Origin of the sequence: Streptomyces sp. NBC_01451 (assembly GCF_036227485.1) — a bacterium.
GTDB lineage: Bacteria > Actinomycetota > Actinomycetes > Streptomycetales > Streptomycetaceae > Streptomyces.
Genome location: NZ_CP109479.1, coordinates 3,115,242 through 3,133,980, shown reverse-complemented (window position 1 = coordinate 3,133,980; position 18,739 = coordinate 3,115,242). Strand labels below are relative to the sequence as shown.

The following is an 18,739-nucleotide window of genomic DNA, read 5'->3' as shown; positions in this document are numbered from 1 at the left end:
CACCAGAATTCGAGAGACCGTGACGAAAAGGGAGTTGATGCTACGTCACGGACCTCGCCGCAGGTGGGCCCGCCTTGGAAGAGCCGGGTTACGCCAGCCCAGGCCCCCGCACGGGGATGGAGGTGAACGTAGGCGCCGGTGCCGGATCCTTGAAGAAGTCGTTGCCCTTGTCGTCGACGACGATGAACGCGGGGAAGTCCTCCACCTCGATCTTCCACACCGCCTCCATCCCGAGCTCCTCGTACTCGACGACCTCGACCTTCTTGATGCAGTCCTGGGCGAGCCGAGCCGCCGGGCCGCCGATCGAGCCGAGATAGAAGCCGCCGTGCGCGTCGCACGCGTTGGTGACCTGCGCCGACCGGTTCCCCTTGGCCAGCATCACCTTCGACCCACCCGCCGCCTGGAACTGCTCCACGTACGAGTCCATACGACCGGCCGTCGTCGGCCCGAAGGAGCCGGACGCGTACCCCTCCGGCGTCTTCGCCGGCCCCGCGTAGTACACCGGGTGGTCCTTCAGGTACTGCGGCATCTCCTCGCCCGCGTCCAGCCGCTCCTTGATCTTGGCGTGCGCGATGTCACGCGCCACGACCAGCGGGCCGGACAGCGACAGCCGCGTCTTCACCGGGTACTTGGTCAGCTCGGCGAGGATGTCGTCCATCGGCTGGTTGAGGTCGATCCTGACCACGTCCGACGCCTCGTCGAGATGCTCGTCCGTCGTCTCGGGCAGGAACCGCGCCGGGTCGGTCTCCAACTGCTCCAGGAAGACGCCCTCCGCCGTGATCTTCGCGACGGCCTGCCGGTCGGCCGAGCAGGACACGGCGATGGCGACGGGACACGAGGCGCCGTGCCTCGGCAGCCGCACCACGCGCACGTCGTGGCAGAAGTACTTGCCGCCGAACTGCGCCCCGATCCCGATCCGCTGCGTCAGCTCGAAGACCTTCTCCTCCAGCTCCTTGTCCCGGAAGCCGTGACCGAGCTCGGACCCCTCGGCCGGGATCTCGTCGAGGTAGTGCGCGGAGGCGTACTTGGCGGTCTTGAGCGCGTACTCGGCACTCGTGCCGCCGACCACGATCGCCAGGTGGTACGGCGGACAGGCGGCCGTACCCAGCGAACGGATCTTCTCCTCCAGGAACTTCATCATGGAGGCCTCGTTGAGGACGGCCTTCGTCTCCTGGTAGAGGAACGACTTGTTGGCCGAGCCGCCGCCCTTCGCCATGAACAGGAACTTGTAGGCGCCCCCGTCGGTGGCGTACAGCTCGATCTGGGCCGGCAGGTTGGAGCCGGTGTTCTTCTCCTCCCACATGGTGAGCGGAGCCATCTGCGAGTAGCGCAGGTTCAGGTTCAGGTACGCGTCGTAGATGCCCTGGGACAGGGCCGCCTCGTCACCGCCCGACGTGAGGACGTTCTGGCCGCGCTTGCCCATGACGATCGCCGTACCGGTGTCCTGGCACATGGGGAGTACGCCCGCAGCCGCGATGTTGGCGTTCTTCAGCAGGTCCAGTGCCACGAACTTGTCGTTGTTCGACGCCTCGGGGTCGTCGATGATCCGCCGCAGCTGCGCCAGGTGGGCGGGCCGCAGATAGTGCTGGATGTCATGGATGGCCTCGGCGGCGAGCTTGCGCAGCGCCTCCGGCTCGACCTTGAGGAACGTCCGCCCGTCGGCCTCGAAGGTGGAGACACCCTCGGAGGTCACCAGCCGGTACGGGGTGGTGTCCTCTCCCATGGGGAGCAGATCCGTGTACGCGAACTCAGGCATCTCGCCCATTCCTCACTCGACGAAGACAGCGGCCTGCCTTCATCGGCGGGCGCCCACCAGCGTAGGACCTGCCGACGCGGAGAAGCTTGTTAGGTAGGACTCAGTTGAGAAGGGGGCGGCTCGAACGAGGGGACCTCCCCCGTCCGTCCGCTTGTTCGTCATGTTCGTCCACACCCCTAGTCGCGATCTATCGCGTTTGGGTACGCTGCTGCCGTGGACCTTCAGAAGCAGACCGAACCGCGCGCGTCCGAACTCCGCGCCTCGGACGCCGACCGTGACCGCGTCGCGGACCTCCTGCGCGAGGCGCTGGCCGAGGGCCGCCTCACGCCCGACGAGCACTCCGAGCGCGTCGAGGGGGTGCTGAGCGCCAAGACGGTCGGCGAACTGGAGGTCTTCGTGCGGGACCTGCCCGCCGGTCACCGGTCCCACGCGCCCCGGGCCGACGCGTGGGGATACGCGCCCGCACCCAACCGCCCCACCCCGGGCGCGATCCCGCTCGACCCCGACGACAGCATGGTGGCGGTATTCAGCGCCGCGGTCCGCAAGGGCCGCTGGCGCGCGGGACGCCGTATGCACGCGTACGCGATCTTCGGCACTGTCGAGGTCGACCTCAGCGAGGCGATATTCGAGTACCAGCAGGTCGTGATCAAGGCGATCTCGGTCTTCGGCAACGTCGAGATCCGCGTCCCGGAGAACGTCTCGTTGCGCGGCACCGGCGGCGGTGTGCTCGGCAACTTCGAGGTGAGCACGCTGGATTCGGGCGATCCCCACGCACCCGTGGTCTATGTGGACGGACTGGCCATACTCGGCAATGTCGAGGCGAAACCCAAGCGGGGCAAGGTGATCGGGGACATCCTCGACCTCGTCTCCCGCAAGGTCGACAGGAGTTTGCGCAAACACCTGGATCATTGACGGTTGTGAATTCGGTCGCACCCGAAGCGATTCGGTCAGGTCACGACGCCCCGGCAGTGCCCTGGAACCTCAGCGGTCGGGAACTCAGTGCATAGGCGCGCGCACAGCGGGTAGGGCTTGCTGCATCGTCTCTTGGAGGGTGCCGTGGGCTTCACGCGGAACCCGGTACGCCCGGCGAGCGAGCGACTTGCGATCGCATGCTCCGGACGCTCCGGGACCGTCGCCCCGGGCCACGTGGGCCCCACGGCTCCCTCCAGCTCGCGAAGAAGCCGTCGTCAGGAGTAGACCGTGCTGCAACCGCCGCATTCGTCCCTGCAGGTCGCCGCCGTTCCGCCCCAGCGGGTGCCAGTGCGGGAAAGGGACCAGGACGCCCCGTGGCACACCGAGGCGGTGTGCCGGCGCGACGAGGCGGGTCTCTTCTTCGCCCCCTCGAAGGAACCGACCGCCGCCCGGCTCTCCCGGGAGCAGGCGGCCAAGCGGGTGTGCGGTGGCTGTCCGGTCATGGTCGAGTGCCGTGAACACGCGCTGCTGCAACCCGAGCCGTACGGCGTCTGGGGCGGCCTCACCGCCGCCGAACGCCGGGTGGTCCTGGCCAGGCGCCGCCGCCGCGAGATGGAGCTCAAGAAGGCCGCCCACGGCACGATAGCGGCGGCGGGCTGACCGACCCGGTCACGCTGGTCATGGAAGAGGGCGCCCTCTCCGCACAGAGGGCGCCCCCTTCTCACGCATGGGCTCTTGAACATAGGGCCACAGGCGCGGGGTTGCGGGAAGCTGCTCGCCGGCGCCGCGCCCCAGGGACGCGGGGAACTGCGCGACAAGCCACGACGCACCCGCACCCACCCACGACCCGAAGTCCCCCACACCGAAGTCGCTCGGCGGGTTACCTGGCGGGTTACTTGGCGCGATCGAAATCGATCGCGCTGTAGGCCCTCAGCTTGCTCAGCCGGTGCTCGGACGAAATCTGCCGGACCGTCCCCGACTTCGACCGCATCACGATCGACTCGGTCGTCGCCGTCTCCGACCGATAACGAACCCCGCGCAGCAGTTCACCGTCGGTGATGCCGGTCGCGACGAAGAACACGTTCTCCCCGGAGACCAGGTCGTCGGTCGTGAGCACGCGGTCGAGGTCGTGCCCCGCGTCCACTGCCCGCTGCCGCTCCTCGTCGTCCTTCGGCCACAGCTTGCCCTGGATGGTGCCGCCGAGGCACTTCACTGCACAGGCCGAGATGATGCCCTCGGGCGTACCGCCGATGCCCAGGAGCAGGTCTACGCCGGTGCCCTCGCGCAGGGCGAGGATCGAACCGGCGACATCGCCGTCGGAGATCAGCTTCATACGGGCGCCGGTCTCCCGGATCTCCTTGATGATGCCGACGTGGCGCGGCCGGTCGAGGATGACGACGGTGACGTCCTCGGGCGTGACCCGCTTGGCCTTGGCGACCCGGCGGATGTTCACCGAGACGGGCGCGTTGATGTCGACGAAGTCGGCGGCGTCCGGCCCGGTGACCAGCTTGTCCATGTAGAAAACTGCGGACGGGTCGAACATCGACCCGCGGTCGGCCGCCGCGAGGACGGCGATGGCGTTCGTCATGCCGTTGGCGGTGAGGGTCGTACCGTCGATCGGGTCGACGGCGATGTCGCACTCGGGCCCGGTCCCGTCGCCGACGCGCTCCCCGTTGAAGAGCATGGGCGCCTCGTCCTTCTCACCCTCACCGATGACGACGACGCCGTTCATCGAGACGGTCGAGACGAGGGTCCGCATGGCGCGCACCGCGGCACCGTCGGCACCGTTCTTGTCACCGCGGCCCACCCAGCGGCCCGCGGCCATCGCTGCGGCCTCGGTCACGCGGACGAGTTCCAGGGCCAGGTTGCGGTCGGGAGCTTCGGAGGGGACTTCGAGTTCGGACGGCAGATGATGATGCTCGGTCATCGAGACGCACCTTTCTGATACGGCGACGGCCGGATGAGGGTGTTGGCCACGACTCTATCGTTAGGCAGACAAAATGAGCAGGGGGCCCCACGGATGAGCGGGCGGGTGCACCTGCGACGATGGGGAGCGTGGCAGGTTCGAACGGCAAGAACGGCAAGCAGAAGACGGCCCGGGACATGATTCTTTCCCTGGGTCTCATCAGTCTCGCGGCGGGAGTGATCTATCTCTTCATTCCGCACGACGACTCCGCTCCCGACCTCAAACGGGTCGACTACCGCGTCGAGCTGCTGACGGCTCGCCGCGCCGCGAGCTACCCGGTGGCCGCGCCCGAGGGCCTGTCGGCCGACTGGAAGGCGACGTCGGTGCGCTTCTCCGGCGAGGACTTCGACAAGTGGCACCTCGGCTTCCACGACTCCGAGGGTGAGTACGTGGCGGTGGAGCAGTCCGCTCAGAAGCCGTCCGTCTTCATCGGCGAAGCCACCCAGAGCGCCCGGGAGACGAAGGTCACCCAGCGCATAGGGGACGCGACGTGGACGCGGTACGAGGGCGACAAGTACGACGCGCTGGTGCTGCGCGAGAAGGGTTCCACGACGGTGGTGGCGGGCACGGCGTCGTTCGACCGCCTCACGAAGATGGCCCAGGCCCTGAGGACGACGTAGGAAACCGGTCTGCGAGTCAGGCGGGCAGGCACGAGTAATGAGTGAGGCCCCCGGCAGAGCCGGGGGCCTCACCCATGAACGCGTCGGTGTACCTCAGACGGTGGTGACGACCTCGTCGTACGCCAGACGCGGGGAGCGCGGGTACCAGGCGTCGGCGCCCGGGTTGCCGATGTTGACGACGACCAGCGGGGTGTGGTCGTCGTCCAGGAACTCCTTCTGGATGCCCGCGAAGTCGGCACCGGTCATCGGGCCGGCGGCGAGGCCCGCGGCACGCACGCCGATGATGAAGTACGCGGCCTGCAGAGCGGCGTTCAGCCCGGCGGCACTCTCACGGGCGGAGCGCTCGCTGAAGAAGAGGTCCTTGGCCTGGGGGAAGGCCGGGAGCAGGGCCGGCAGCTCCTCGTGGAACTCGTTGTCCGCGGAGAGGATCGCGACCAGCGGCGCCGTGGAGGTCTTGGCCTGGTTGCCCTCGGCCATGTGCTGCACAAGGCGCTCGCGGGCCTCGGCGGAGCGGACCAGCGTGATGCGCAGCGGGCTCTGGTTGAAGGCCGTGGGGCCGAACTTGACCAGGTCGTAGATCGCCTGGACCTGCTCGTCCGACACCGGCTCGTCGGTGAAGGTGTTCGCGGTACGGGCCTCGCGGAACAGCAGGTCCTGGGCGGCGGGGTCAAGAACGAGGGACATGGCAAACCTTCTGTAGACGTGCGTCGGACGTCGGATCCGGCGGGATCGGCTGACGATGTCGACAGTACAAAGTGAAAGTTCAAGGTTCAACAAAAGGCGGTCGATGGTGATCCGCTTCACAGGGGGCGGGACGCACCGAACGGCGGGCAGGTCACTCCGCGCCGTCGTCGTCGCTCCCCGCCTCGGAAGGTTCCTCGGACCGCTCCTCGGCCAGGGCCGCGTCGAGCCGCTTGCGCGCCCCCTCCAGCCACTGCCGGCACACCTTGGCCAGCTCCTCGCCGCGCTCCCAGAGGGCGAGGGACTCCTCCAGCGTCGTCCCGCCCACCTCCAGCCGCCGTACGACGTCGATCAGCTCGTCCCGCGCCTGCTCATAGCCGAGCGACTCACTCACTTTGCTGGTCATGCGCCCACCCTAGACATCGACTCGGACAGTGAACTCACCCTCGGCGACCCGCGCCCGCAACGTCTCGTCGGCCGTCACCTCGCCCGGATCCCGGACCACGTGTCCGTCGGCCCGCTGGAGCACCGCGTACCCGCGCCGCAGGGTCGCCGCGGGCGAGAGGCCCACCACGCGCGCGTGGGTGTGGGACAGCTCCGAGTCGGCGCGGTCGAGGAGATGACCGAGGGTGCGCCGCGCCCGTTCGACAAGGGAGACGACATGGTCGGCCCGTTCGTCGATCATCCGGTGCGGATCCTCCATGGAGGGCCGGGCGAGCGCGTGCGCGAGCCCGCGCTCCTCCCGCTCGACGAGGGTGTGGACGGACCGCCGGGCCCGGTCGAGCAGCAGCCGCACCCGCTCGTACTCCTCGCCGACGTCCGGTACGACCTTCTTGGCGGCGTCGGTGGGCGTGGAGGCCCGCAGATCCGCCACGTAGTCGAGGAGCGGACGGTCCGGCTCGTGCCCGATGGCGGAGACGACCGGCGTACGGCAGGCGGCGACCGCCCGGACGAGCTGCTCGTCGGAGAAGGGCAGCAGATCCTCCACGCTCCCGCCGCCCCGGGCCACCACGATCACATCCACCTCGTCGAGATCGTCCAGCTCCTTCACGGCCTGGACGACCTGCGGCACGGCGTGCACGCCCTGTACGGCGACGTTGCGCACCTCGAAGCGCACGGCGGGCCAGCGGCGACGGGCGTTCTCCAGAACGTCCCGCTCGGCGGCCGAGGCCCGCCCGCAGACCAGCCCGACGAGATGGGGCAGAAAGGGCAGCGCCTTCTTCCGCTCGGCGGCGAACAGCCCCTCGTTGCCCAGGGCCTTCTTCAACTGCTCCAGCCGGGCGAGCAGTTCCCCGACCCCCACGGGCCGTATCTCGGTGGCCCGCAGCGACAACTGCCCCCGCGGCGCGTACCACTCGGGCTTGGCGAGTACGACGACCCGGGCGCCCTCGCTCACCACGTCGGCGACGGTGTCGAACACCTGCCGGTAGCAGGTGACGGCCACGGAGATGTCGTGAGAGGGATCACGCAACGTCAGGAACACCACGCCGGCACCGGGCCGCCGCGACAACTGGGTGATCTGCCCCTCGACCCAGATGGCACCGAGCCGGTCGATCCACCCCCCGATGAGCCGCGACACCTCACCGACGGGCAGCGGAGCGTCAGCGGACGTATTGAGACCCATACCGCGAGACTAACGGCCGCCACTGACAACCCCGGGCACCATCCAGCCCGTCCGGCGTTTGAGGACGAGCGTGTTCAGCGCGATGGGGGGCTGGGGGCGCAGCCCCCGGGGGGACGGGACGGGACGGGACGGGTAGGGGCGGCGGGGGCGAACCCCTCACAATCGTTGCCGCACCGAGCGCGGCCTTACGATGGTTCACATGACCGCTTCGCCTGGCCGCCGTGTCCTGCTCGCCGCCCCCCGGGGCTACTGCGCGGGCGTGGACCGCGCCGTGATCGCCGTCGAGAAGGCCCTCGAACAGTACGGGGCCCCCATCTACGTCCGGCACGAGATCGTGCACAACAAATACGTCGTACAGACCCTGGAGAAGAAGGGCGCGATCTTCGTCGAGCGCACCGCGGAGGTCCCCGAGGGGTCCATCGTCATGTTCTCCGCGCACGGTGTCGCCCCTGTCGTGCACGACGAGGCCGCCGCGGGCAGGCTCGCGACCATCGACGCGACCTGCCCCCTCGTCACCAAGGTCCACAAGGAAGCCGTCCGCTTCGCCAAGGAGGACTACGACATCCTCCTGATCGGTCACGAGGGCCACGAGGAGGTCATCGGCACCTCCGGCGAGGCCCCCGACCACATCACCCTCGTGGACGGCCCGAAGGACGTCTCGAAGGTCGAGGTCCGCGACCCGTCGAGGGTCGTCTGGCTGTCCCAGACCACCCTCTCCGTGGACGAGACGATGGAGACCGTCGACGCCCTCAAGGAGAAGTTCCCGCAGCTGATCTCCCCGCCCAGCGACGACATCTGCTACGCCACCCAGAACCGTCAGCTCGCCGTGAAGCAGATGGGCGAGGAGGCGGAGCTGGTGATCGTCGTCGGCTCCAAGAACTCCTCGAACTCGGTCCGGCTCGTCGAGGTCGCGAAGCTCGCCGGCTCCCGCGAGGCGTACCTCGTGGACTTCGCCGACGAGATCGACGAGGCGTGGCTGGACGGCGTGTCGACGGTCGGCGTCACCTCGGGCGCCTCGGTCCCCGAGATCCTGGTCGAGCAGGTCCTGGAGTACCTGTCGCAGCGCGGCTTCGAGGACGTGGAACTCGTCAAGGCGGCCGAGGAGTCCATCACGTTCTCGCTGCCGAAGGAACTGCGCCGCGACCTGCGCGCGGAGGCGGCGGAGCTGGTGGGCCGGCGCACGGGTGCCACGACCGCCGAGACCCCCTCGGGCGAGTGACTGTCTGTCCTACGCCGTAACGTAGAGCCATGCACATCTTCGGCGTGGACATCGGCGGGTCAGGGATCAAGGGCGCCCCTGTGGACCTGGACAGGGGCGACCTCGCGGAGGAGCGCTTCAAGGTGCTCACCCCGCAACCGGCCACACCCGACGCGGTGGCGGACGGCGTGAAGGAGGTCGTCGACCACTTCGGCTGGACGGGCCCGGTCGGCATCACCTTCCCGGGCGTGGTCACCGGCGGCTCGACGATCCGTACGGCGGCGAACGTCGACAAGAACTGGATCGACACGGACGCGCGCGCGTTGCTGAGCGACCGCCTGGGCGGCCTCCCGGTGACCGTGCTGAACGACGCGGACGCGGCGGGCGTCGCCGAGATGCAGTTCGGCGCCGGCCGCGACCGCAGAGGCACGGTCGCCCTCCTCACCTTCGGCACGGGCATCGGCAGCGCCCTCTTCGTCGAGGGCGCGCTGGTCCCCAACACGGAACTGGGCCACCTGGAACTGCACGGGCACGACGCGGAGACCCGGGCGTCCACCAAGGCCAAGGACGACAACGAGCTGACGTGGGAGCACTGGGCCCACCGCGTCCAGAAGTACCTGGCCCATGTGGAGATGCTGTTCTCCCCCGAGTTGTTCATCATCGGCGGCGGTGTCAGCCGCAAGTCCCAGAAGTTCCTGCCGCTGATCGAGGGCATCAAGGCGGAACTCGTCCCGGCTCAGCTGCAGAACAACGCGGGGATCGTGGGCGCGGCGATGCGGGCGTCCAAGGAGGCGTGACCGGGCGTCGTGACAGGGCGTCGTGACCTGTCCGGCGTGACCGGGCGGGGAGCGGCGCCGAGACGCGGGACGGGCGGCCAGGGGACCACCACCAGCCGGGGCAACCATCGCCCCGGCACCTCACACGGGCATACGGGCCCGCCCCGGCCGCCGGTTCATCAGGCGCACCTTCCGGACGGTCGCGATGAGGCCGGCGACCAGCGTCCCCCCGTACAGCCACCCGGCCTCGGTGGCCAGCGCCGTGACGATGCCCATGAGGTGGGAGAAGATCCCGCCGTCCCCGTCGGCCACGGGCAGCAGGCCCACGGTGAAGGCGATGGGTACGACGACGGGCGCGGTCACCAGGTCCGCGCCCCGCACCCAGACCGCGGTGAGCACGCACACCGGCAGGAACAGCACTCCGTACGCCGTCAGGGACGCCCCGAACAGCAACCGGTCGAGACAGCCGAGCGCGAACATCACCGCGGCGCAGAACAGCCCGCCGCCGAGACCGGTGAGCCGGGGATCGGGCATCCGCCGCAGAGCCTGCACCAACGGCGGGGCGGACCGCCGGGCGGCGGCCGGGGGGCGCCGGGATCCGGCCGCCGCCTGCCCTGCGGCACGGCCGCCGCGCGGGTCCGGCGAGGCGCCGCGGCCGGGCCGGGCGGGGCCGGAGTGCGGGGGACGGTGTCGGGTCCTGTGTTGCTCCACTGGACCAACCTAGGTCGGCCTGTACAGGGAACAGCCCCTCAGACACGCCGAACGGATACCGAACCCACGCCCGACAAGCACCCAGGACACGCCGACGGACCGACCCTGGCCAAGCGTTCGATACGCCGCCGGGCGGGGGCTACGACAGCCCTTAGACTGAGGGATCGTCTCCACCCCCTCACCCTCCTCTCGTACGGGAAGTCGCAACGTGTCGCTCACGATCGGAATCGTCGGTCTGCCGAATGTCGGCAAGTCGACCATGTTCAACGCCCTGACCAAGAACGACGTGCTGGCGGCCAACTACCCGTTCGCCACGATCGAGCCGAACGTCGGCGTGGTCGGCGTCCCGGACGCGCGCCTGACGAAACTGGCCGAGATCTTCTCCTCCCAGAAGATCCTTCCGGCGACCGTCGACTTCGTCGACATCGCGGGCATCGTGAAGGGCGCCTCGGAGGGCGAGGGCCTGGGCAACAAGTTCCTCGCGAACATCCGTGAGTCCGACGCGATCTGCCAGGTCATCCGCGCCTTCCAGGACGAGAACGTCGTACACGTCGACGGCAAGGTCTCGCCGAAGGACGACATCGAGACGATCAACACCGAGCTGATCCTCGCGGACCTCCAGACGATCGAGAAGGTCCTGCCGCGCCTCCAGCGGGAGTCGCGCATCAAGAAGGACATCGGACCGAAGGTCGCCGCGGTCGAGGCGGCGAAGGAGATCCTGGAGAAGGGCGACACGCTCTTCTCGCAGGGCATCGTCCAGGGCTCAGGCAACGAGGAACTCCTCCACGACCTGCACCTCCTCACCACCAAGCCGTTCCTCTACGTCTTCAACGTCGACGAGGACGAACTGGTCGACGAGGACTTCAAGGCCGAGCAGCGCGCCCTGGTCGCCCCCGCCGAGGCGATCTTCCTCAACGCCAAGCTGGAGGCGGACCTCGCCGAGCTCGACGAGGAGGAGGCGATGGAACTCCTGGAGTCGGTCGGCGTCGAGGAGCCCGGCATGGCGACCCTGGCCCGGGTCGGCTTCGACACCCTGGGCCTCCAGACCTACCTGACGGCCGGCCCCAAGGAATCCCGCGCCTGGACCATCAAGAAGGGCGCCACCGCCCCCGAGGCCGCCGGAGTCATCCACACCGACTTCCAGAAGGGCTTCATCAAGGCGGAGGTCATCTCCTTCGACGACCTGGTCGAAACGGGCTCGGTGGCCGAGGCCCGCGCCAAGGGCAAGGCCCGTATGGAGGGCAAGGAGTATGTGATGCAGGACGGGGATGTGGTGGAGTTCCGCTTCAACGTGTGACCGATCGATTACCTTGCGTTGATTCGATTCGTTGGGTGTGCGGATTCGGGGCCGGGCTTTCTCATGAGCTCGGCCCCTTCGCCGTTCTCGTGCCGGTCGGGATCGGTCCGGGTGCGCCCGCGTGCTGGACGAATTCAGGCGGAGCTGGGACATTAGTACCGAGTCGTAAATATGTGGCCGTCGAATCTGCGCAGAATTCTTCGGCAAGTGGCTGAACGAGTGACCCTCGATGCTGGAATTTTCCGAATGGAGGACTCAATGGCTGGACTTGTCCATGAATTCACCGATCAGCAAGGATCCTTTTGGTTGTCGAAGTGGCGCACCTACATCACCTCCACGATCTCGCACATATCGCCCCAGGCCTCCGGCATCTGCCCTTTCGGTTTCGAGCTCCTTTCTGATGCATCTTTCCTTGCCCGGGATCTGCGACGGTACTACGTCTACGTTTCGGAACCGCAGATGAAGGGTGAGGAAATATTCGAAAAGTTCATGCTGTGCTTGCAGGGCGATGCGCCGAACTTCTGCGAAAGTATCGGGTTTTTGGTGCACCCGACCGGGCGGCTTGATCGCGACGTTGCCAAGAATCGACTCCTGCATTTCCAGGTGCTCAAACGGAAGCAGTCGATACTCGAAATATACTCTCGCTATGTCGTTGCCTGTCCCGATGTGGTATTAAATGGCACCTTGACGGAAATGAGAGCGTTCGACATCAGTGAGTCTGCTCGCCGGTATGTTTTCCAGCTGACGCTGATGGTGGCGGCGGTCTTCCCTGAAGTCACCCAGTTGACTGAAGCGGAAACCAGTGGACTGGCTCTCTCGATATTGGAGATGTCCAGGACGCACATATCTCAGGCGACCGTAACCCGGCCGCCGAGGCGGGAGGAGGCAGCAATACTGGCCGGTGTGGTTCTCCCCTTCATGCGGAGAGTGCGTCAATATGTCCAGGAAACCCGGGCCTCTGGGGGCGTCGTGCCATATGAATTCGTCGACATACACAGTGACGTGCGGCTGGCGGGCACGATGAATGCAGCTGTAATGGCTGAAAAGATGGAGCTGATCAGGAACTTATACAGCTCCTACCCGCCGCGCGTTTCGAGCGGGCGCTGAGGATTCCTACACCTGTTCCATGGAGTCATATTCCATGACTTCGTCGTTCAGTACGACAAGAGCGATTCCAGCCTGCTTCAGGAGCTCTCGCGTGTCCTCGCCCGCCTGGTATCTGTAGGCGGCGACCACGCGCTCGGCTCCTACGGCGATCACGAGCATTGCGCACGCTCGACATGGCTCCATCGTGCAGTAGAACGTCGAGCTTCCCAGTGTTTGACCGTATCGGGCAGCCTGCGCGATCGCGTTCTGCTCTGCGTGAATGGTGCGTACACAATGAGACCGTGCGCGCCCGTCATCGGAAATCATCTTACGCACGAGATGACCCACTTCGTCGCAATGGTCGACCCCGGGCGGTGTGCCCACGTACCCGGTCGAAATGATCCGTTGATCGCGAACGACTACGCAGGCGCATTTCCCGCGATTGCACGTTGCCCTCAGGCTCACGGCCTCGACGATCGACATGAAGTATTCGTCCCATTCGGGCCTGGTCTGCATAATTATCACAGCCGTTTCGCTAGGTTTTCACTCTGAACAAAAAAGCGAGCCATGTATGTCGAGGAGGAGAATTCCGGTCTGAAGGCCGACCGTGATGGTGGCTCCGTCGGTCGTCCGCCGAAGGTCGGCCTCCCGAGCCGGTTGCTGGAGCAGGGCGTGCACAGGAGCACCCAGGGGAATCGTCCGTATCAGGGAGCCGGTGAACGGGCACCAGAGGCGCACTGTGCCGTCGTGGCCGCCCGATACCAGAAGCATGGAGCCGTCGGGGGAGGTTGCCACCACGAGAGCTCTGACCTGGTCGTCATGCCCGAGCAAATCCGATCCGACCTGGCTGCCCGCATACGGGTCCCAGACGCGGATGACACCGTCGGAGCCTGCCGAGACCAGCGTCGGTGCGTGTGCTGTGCCTCCGGGTAGGAGGGCAAGGGACCATACCCATCCTTTGTGCCCGGGGAGGAGACGCGCACGACGGACCCACGTCGTGGCGTCCCATATGTGAATGGTTCCGTCGTTGCCCGCGGAGGCCAATAGCGCCGGCTGCCCGCCGGACGGTTCCACAAGGCGCAGATCCCTGATGGGAGCATGGTGCGCCCGAAACGTGTGGCGAATACCTTTGTCAAAGGTGAACTCGGTGATGAACCCGGCCGATCCGGCTTCGACGAAGTGACCTCGACCACCTCCCGGTGCAGGCAGATGCCCCACTGTCAGGGCCGAATCACCGTCGATCAGAAGGGAGTCGGCTGCGGTAGGGCTGCCGTGTCGGTCCATCAACTGCACAAGCCCGTTGGTGTGGCAGACAGCCAGAGTCCCGTGGCCATGTTCCCCGAGTGAGGCCACGGCGGAGACCCCCGCCCTCATCCGGATCGGCTCCAGGGCGGTAGTGGCGGCATCCCAGGTCGACAGCGCACCGTTGCTGGTGAGGACAACGCACTGGGTGTCGCTCACCTCCATCGGCGCCAGTGCTCGAACCGTCCTGGAAGACGGCAGGAATGCTTCACCCACGAGTCGTTCCGTCCAGGGGTCCCAGACTCGGACCGTGCCGTCCTCGCCGGCTGTGGCGAGGAGGGCATGCCCGTCCGGATGACCAGTGGCGTCCGACCCCGGTACGACGCGCACATCGAACACGGCGCCGGCGTGACCGTTGAAGGGGGCCCCGAGCTGACGGCCGGCTATCGGGTCCCAAACCCGCACCGTCCCGTCCTCCCCGGCTGTGGCCAGCAGCATGGGAGCCGCTGTGGAGTACCCGGTCGACTTGCCATCTGCGGGCGCCGGGAACGCGCAAACCGCCCATACGCCGCCCGTGTGTCCCACGAGCGGGAGTCCCAGTTGATGGCCTGTCACCGGATCCCAGACACGTACGGTGCCGTCCTCTCCGGTGCTGGCCAGCAGCAGGCCGCTTGCCGCGTCACGCGCGGGGAAGCAGCAGATCCCGAGCGCCCGGCCTTCGTGGCCGGTCAGTGGTGGACCCGACTGGCGGCCGGCGACCGGATCCCAGATCCGCACAGTGCCGTCCTGCCCGGTGGTCGCGAGCAACGTACTTCCGTCCGAGGTCCCGTCGGACCCCCACCCGGGAAGGGTGCATATACCCCGGACCCGGCCTTCGTGGCCGGTCAGTGGTGGACCCGACTGGCGGCCGGCGACCGGATCCCAGATCCGCACAGTGCCGTCCTGCCCGGTGGTCGCGAGCAACGTACTTCCGTCCGAGGTCCCGTCGGACCCCCACCCGGGAAGGGTGCATATACCCCAGACGCGGCCTTCGTGGCCGGTCAGTGGTGGACCCGACTGGCGGCCGACGACCGGATCCCAGATCCGCACAGTGCCGTCCCGGCCCGCAGTGGCAAGTCGGAACGTCCCGGGGTCGGTCCCGTGGTGCTGATTCGGAATAGGGAGCGTGCAAATGCCCAGTACGGCGCCTCGGTGGCCTCCGAGGGTGCGGCCGATCTGGCAGCCAAGGGCGGGGTCCCAGATGCGGACGGTTCCGTCATCGGCAGCGTTCGCCACCAGGGTGGACTTGCCCAGCCCTCGGTTCAGCGGGCTCACCGCGCGTACGCGAACGGCCCGGTCGGCGAAAGGATCGGTTTCTCTGTCCTCGGAGACCGCCGGATCCCAGATCCGTACCGTTCCGTCCTGCCCGGCGCTGGCCAACAGGGAACGCCCGCGGGAGGTCTGTAGTCGCGGAACGGCACAGACACCCATGACGCGTCCGTCGTGCCCGGCGAGCGATGGCCCGATTTGGCGCCCCGCGACGGGATCCCACAGCCGGATCGAACCGTCCTGGCCTGTCGTGGCGAGGAGTGTGCGTTCTGGAATGCCCTCGGCGTTTTCGTTGGTTACTGCGCAGACTCCCCAGACACGGCCGACATGGCCCTCCAGGGGAACACCGATCCGGCGACCGTCCACCGGGTCCCACAGGTGAGTCATTCCGTCGTCACCCGCGGTGGCCAGTATGGAGCGCCCGTCGGGTGCCCACCCGGGCAGCGCGCACATGCTCCGTATCCCGCCGGAGTTCGCGATGATCTGTTCGCCCACCTGACTGCCGGAACCCGGGTCCCAGATCCGTACGGTTCCGTCCTGGCCGCCGGTCGCCAGTAACGTGGTCCGTTCGGGGAACCCGTCAAATCCCCGGCCCGGGAGGGTGCACAGCGACCAGACGCCACCTGTGTGGCCGGTCAACGGAGCGCCCCGTAATTCTCCGCTCATCGGGTCCCACACCCGAACCGTGCCGTCGTCTGCCGCCGCGATCAGGTTCCGGTCGTCCGGATTTCCGTCGGCATCCCATCCAGGAAGAGGGCAAACACCCCAGACGCGGCCTCGATGACCAGTGAGCGGCCCGCCTACCTGGCGACCTGTCGAAAGGTCCCAGATTCGCACTGTTCGGTCACCGCCCGCGCTGGCGAGGAGCGTGCGATCGTTCGGCCCGAGAAAGGCGCAAATATCCTCAATGGTGCCGTGATGGCCATGCATGGGAGGCCCGATCGGAGTGGCGTGCTCCGCGTCCCAGAGCCGGATGGTGCCGTCGTCACCGGCTGAGGCGAGTGTGCTGCGGCCATCGAACAAGGAAAGGCCGCGTACGCGATTTACGGGTGCGGAGTGCCCGCTGAGCTGCGCGTGCACGGTCATATGGCCAATGCGCGCGGAGGCAATCCCCCAGCCGCCCGTGGATTCCTCCGCGATCTGCCGGCCGCTGTACTTGGCCATGGACAGTTGCCGCAACCCCGGCCGATCGCCGGGATGGGCCTTCTCCAGCACTTCGCAGGCTCCGATGACACCTGCCACTGGGGGAGGCACCGCCTTGCGTCCGAACAAGGTACGCAAGGCGTCTGCCGTGATCGCACGCGGCTGAAGACGGTCGAGAACCGAAGGGAGTTCCGCCAGTTGTTCCCAGAGGTCGGCTTCGGCGACGTGGCCCGAGAGGTGACGGGCCAGATAGGCGGGCATGGCCGGCGCCTTCGAACCCGCCGCGATCGAGAGGAGTGCTCGGGCGGCGTTGTGCCGGTCCCGCACCGCCTGCTCGGGATCGCGAGCCAGGAAGTACTCGATGAAGGTGCGGTGCGCCAGCCTGTAGACCGTTTCCCCGCCATGCTCCGCTCGTGCCTGCGTTCCCTCGACTCCCGTGGTGTCGATGACCACATAGGCTGCGGCCCGTTCGAGTAACTCGCCCATCACTTCGGCCCAGGCAATGTCCGAATGCACGCTGTCCGAGGGCGCACCCTGGGACCAGTCCACCCGCATCGTGCTCGGACCGACCGATGCCGCGAGAGCCGCCCAGACGCCGTCGGATTCCGGAACGCCGCGCCCATGGCCCAGTGCCAGCGCTCGGAGCAGAAGAGGATGACGGTCGTTCGTCTGAGCCAGCCTGCCGATGGCTTTGCCGAACAAGTCGTTGTGATCGCCGGCGAGAAGCAGGTCCAGCGACCAGGCCCGCCCGGGTGTGAGCAGCCGCGGGTCCTCCAGGATCTCGTACACCGCCAATCGCGCGTAGAGGAACTCTCGGTCCCTTCGCGCGATGGTGTCGGCCACGCGTTCTATGTCTTCGTCCTGCCAGCCATCGATGATGCCCCTGTTGGCAGCCGTTACGCCTCTGGAACCGTGGTCACGGGCCGTTCTCAGTCGGCGGACCACATACCGGTGGATTGCCTCTGCCTCCCAGGTGACCCGAACGTATTCGATGGCATCCGTGAATGAACTCAGTGCGTCCAGCACGTTCTCATCGCGAGCCGGCACGTCCGGAAGTTCGTTGGTCGAGGCCCGCGTTCCGACCAGGACCCGCACCAGGGGCACAGAGGTCAGCCGAGCCAGCAGCGACCGGGCGGTATCGAGCGGATCCACGGCCTCGTCCAGGGCGTCGGTCAGCACGGTGAACGGCTTGTGGCGTCGCGTCAGTCCGTCAATGAGCCAGTCGAGGTCAGTGGCGAGTCCGGCGTCCTCGCGAATCTGGGAGGGCAAGGGGCCAAGGCCGGCCGCGGTCGCGATCCTTGCGGTGGCCTGGGACAGGGACAGACCACTGAGGTGAATAACTGCATCGAATACGGGGTCGGTTGCGATGCCGTCGTGTTCGTGGGCGCTTATGAGGCCCCGCCGAGCCAGGGCGGAACGAAGTTCGGGCAGGGCATGCACGACCACATTGCCCAGCAACGCGGACTTGCCCGACCCCGCCCGTCCGGTGACAACCAGCATGCCCGTGACTGACTGGCGCAGCCAGCTGTCGATCTGGGCGATCTGCTGCTCACGGCCTTCGAAAAACCAGGAAATCTCGCCGTGCTCCGCGCCTTGTGCCTTGGCCAGGAAATGACGGCGTTCGTCAGGGGACAGGTCGTCGATGACATCTTCCAGATGTCTGATCTCGTCGAGCGGCGCCGACATCCACGACCCTACGGGTGGCATCACAGGAGTCAGTACGGCATCGGTCATGTCACCCAGAACGGTGATCGCGCAGTCGGGCAGCAACCGGTGGAACTGGTTCACGAGGTCGATGAGAGAAATCTCCGCGTCAGCCCTGTAAGTCGTGCTCAGTGCGGCACGCAGGGCGGCCGTGAACCGGCCCAGCGTCGTAGCGCCCTCACCTGAAACCCCCATGAGCAGGACGCGGCGAGGCGGGTTGTGCGCGTTGAGGACAGACGCGAGCCGCTCGACGAAGCGCCGCGACCTGCACGTGTCCACGACGACCATCGTCCAGCCCTGAACTCCCTCGTCGCCCGCACGGAGCAGAGCCAGTGCCTGGCGGGTACGGATGGCATCCGCCAGGTGTTCGGGAGTGACGCCGGCCTCTCCTGTCCGCGCTGGGCTGTCGGCATGCGCCAGGGCCGCGTTCAACCCGTCGGACCAACCGTGACCGACCCAGTACAGCACGGTGTTCGCCGGCGCCTGTGGCTCGCCACCAGCATCCGCCCACTGACGCAGTCGGCGCTCCACGGCTCCCGCTCCGCGCTCACTCGCTGGGGTCGCCCATGGGTGCTGCGCGACGTTGAAGGCCGCGAGCAGGTCGTAAAGGTGCCCAACCTGGGGTTCCGCATCCAAGTCGGGGAGGTGGGGATCGCTGTATTTTCCGATGGCCACAGGAAACACGCCGATTGTCGGCGAGGAATCGGACGTGTCC

The 18,739-nt window shown here is 67.4% G+C and carries 15 protein-coding genes; 7 read left to right on the top strand and 8 right to left on the bottom strand.

The window, feature by feature from the left end; all coding sequences use genetic code 11:
* Positions 1–88: 88 nt before the first annotated feature.
* Positions 89–1,756 (bottom strand): fumarate hydratase, encoded by a 1,668-nt coding sequence (locus tag OG595_RS13260; RefSeq protein ID WP_329271454.1) that lies wholly within the window; start codon positions 1,754–1,756, stop codon positions 89–91.
* Between the two features lie 213 nt (positions 1,757–1,969).
* Here OG595_RS13260 and OG595_RS13255 point away from each other — a divergent pair, with 213 nt between their 5' ends.
* Together OG595_RS13255 and OG595_RS13250 are read left to right on the top strand one after the other, a co-directional pair.
* Positions 1,970–2,668: a DUF1707 SHOCT-like domain-containing protein gene (locus tag OG595_RS13255; RefSeq protein ID WP_329271452.1), complete on the top strand. Its 699-nt coding sequence runs from the start codon at positions 1,970–1,972 to the stop codon at positions 2,666–2,668.
* Positions 2,669–2,956: 288 nt separating this feature from the next.
* A complete protein-coding gene (locus OG595_RS13250) occupies positions 2,957–3,328 on the top strand; it encodes a WhiB family transcriptional regulator (RefSeq protein WP_164408180.1) in 372 nt (123 codons plus the stop codon).
* 232 nt (positions 3,329–3,560) lie between these two features.
* Here OG595_RS13250 and glpX read toward each other — a convergent pair whose 3' ends face one another.
* Complete coding sequence (glpX, locus tag OG595_RS13245) at positions 3,561–4,595, bottom strand: class II fructose-bisphosphatase (RefSeq protein ID WP_329271447.1); 1,035 nt, start codon at positions 4,593–4,595, stop codon at positions 3,561–3,563.
* 128 nt (positions 4,596–4,723) lie between these two features.
* On the opposite strand from glpX, the gene OG595_RS13240 reads away from it, so the two are divergent.
* The gene (locus OG595_RS13240) at positions 4,724–5,254 is read left to right on the top strand and encodes a DUF4245 domain-containing protein (protein ID WP_443073023.1); all 531 of its coding nucleotides are present in this window, start codon (positions 4,724–4,726) and stop codon (positions 5,252–5,254) included.
* 93 nt (positions 5,255–5,347) lie between these two features.
* Here the strand turns inward: OG595_RS13240 and OG595_RS13235 are convergent, their stop codons facing one another.
* The 3 genes from OG595_RS13235 to xseA all read right to left on the bottom strand — a co-directional run bounded on the left by OG595_RS13235 (position 5,348) and on the right by xseA (position 7,559).
* Positions 5,348–5,938 (bottom strand): malonic semialdehyde reductase, encoded by a 591-nt coding sequence (locus OG595_RS13235; RefSeq protein WP_329271442.1) that lies wholly within the window; start codon positions 5,936–5,938, stop codon positions 5,348–5,350.
* Positions 5,939–6,089: 151 nt separating this feature from the next.
* Positions 6,090–6,341 carry an exodeoxyribonuclease VII small subunit gene (locus OG595_RS13230; RefSeq protein WP_329271440.1) on the bottom strand — a complete coding sequence of 84 codons (252 nt, stop codon included), beginning with the start codon at positions 6,339–6,341 and terminating at the stop codon, positions 6,090–6,092.
* 9 nt (positions 6,342–6,350) lie between these two features.
* Complete coding sequence (gene xseA / locus OG595_RS13225) at positions 6,351–7,559, bottom strand: exodeoxyribonuclease VII large subunit (RefSeq protein WP_329271439.1); 1,209 nt, start codon at positions 7,557–7,559, stop codon at positions 6,351–6,353.
* A 190-nt stretch (positions 7,560–7,749) separates the two neighbouring features.
* On the opposite strand from xseA, the gene OG595_RS13220 reads away from it, so the two are divergent.
* A complete protein-coding gene (locus tag OG595_RS13220; RefSeq protein ID WP_329271437.1) occupies positions 7,750–8,778 on the top strand; it encodes a 4-hydroxy-3-methylbut-2-enyl diphosphate reductase in 1,029 nt (342 codons plus the stop codon).
* Positions 8,779–8,807: 29 nt separating this feature from the next.
* Complete coding sequence (gene ppgK / locus OG595_RS13215) at positions 8,808–9,554, top strand: polyphosphate--glucose phosphotransferase (RefSeq protein ID WP_329271435.1); 747 nt, start codon at positions 8,808–8,810, stop codon at positions 9,552–9,554.
* 120 nt (positions 9,555–9,674) lie between these two features.
* On the opposite strand, the gene OG595_RS13210 is transcribed toward ppgK, so the two are convergent.
* Complete coding sequence (locus tag OG595_RS13210; RefSeq protein WP_329271433.1) at positions 9,675–10,244, bottom strand: DUF6542 domain-containing protein; 570 nt, start codon at positions 10,242–10,244, stop codon at positions 9,675–9,677.
* Positions 10,245–10,452: 208 nt separating this feature from the next.
* Here OG595_RS13210 and ychF point away from each other — a divergent pair, with 208 nt between their 5' ends.
* Positions 10,453–11,541, top strand: coding sequence for a redox-regulated ATPase YchF (gene ychF / locus OG595_RS13205; protein WP_329271431.1), 1,089 nt, complete (start codon positions 10,453–10,455; stop codon positions 11,539–11,541).
* 258 nt (positions 11,542–11,799) lie between these two features.
* Positions 11,800–12,648, top strand: a complete 849-nt coding sequence (locus tag OG595_RS13200) for a hypothetical protein (protein WP_329271428.1) — start codon at positions 11,800–11,802, stop codon at positions 12,646–12,648.
* A gap of 6 nt (positions 12,649–12,654) precedes the next feature.
* On the opposite strand, the gene OG595_RS13195 is transcribed toward OG595_RS13200, so the two are convergent.
* Positions 12,655–13,143, bottom strand: coding sequence for a deoxycytidylate deaminase (locus tag OG595_RS13195; RefSeq protein ID WP_329271426.1), 489 nt, complete (start codon positions 13,141–13,143; stop codon positions 12,655–12,657).
* A gap of 27 nt (positions 13,144–13,170) precedes the next feature.
* A complete protein-coding gene (locus OG595_RS13190) occupies positions 13,171–18,699 on the bottom strand; it encodes a WD40 repeat domain-containing protein (protein ID WP_329271424.1) in 5,529 nt (1,842 codons plus the stop codon).
* Positions 18,700–18,739 lie beyond the last annotated feature (40 nt).

Excerpts from the sequence above, each read along its gene's own strand:
- OG595_RS13220 (WP_329271437.1), top strand. The coding sequence starts at position 7,750 with ATGGTTCACATGACCGCTTCGCCTGGCCGCCGTGTCCTGCTCGCCGCC.
- glpX (WP_329271447.1), bottom strand. The coding sequence starts at position 4,595 with ATGACCGAGCATCATCATCTGCCGTCCGAACTCGAAGTCCCCTCCGAA.
- OG595_RS13195 (WP_329271426.1), bottom strand. The coding sequence starts at position 13,143 with ATGCAGACCAGGCCCGAATGGGACGAATACTTCATGTCGATCGTCGAG.
- xseA (WP_329271439.1), bottom strand. The coding sequence starts at position 7,559 with ATGGGTCTCAATACGTCCGCTGACGCTCCGCTGCCCGTCGGTGAGGTG.
- OG595_RS13235 (WP_329271442.1), bottom strand. The coding sequence starts at position 5,938 with ATGTCCCTCGTTCTTGACCCCGCCGCCCAGGACCTGCTGTTCCGCGAG.
- OG595_RS13200 (WP_329271428.1), top strand. The coding sequence starts at position 11,800 with ATGGCTGGACTTGTCCATGAATTCACCGATCAGCAAGGATCCTTTTGG.
- OG595_RS13230 (WP_329271440.1), bottom strand. The coding sequence starts at position 6,341 with ATGACCAGCAAAGTGAGTGAGTCGCTCGGCTATGAGCAGGCGCGGGAC.
- OG595_RS13260 (WP_329271454.1), bottom strand. The coding sequence starts at position 1,756 with ATGCCTGAGTTCGCGTACACGGATCTGCTCCCCATGGGAGAGGACACC.
- ppgK (WP_329271435.1), top strand. The coding sequence starts at position 8,808 with ATGCACATCTTCGGCGTGGACATCGGCGGGTCAGGGATCAAGGGCGCC.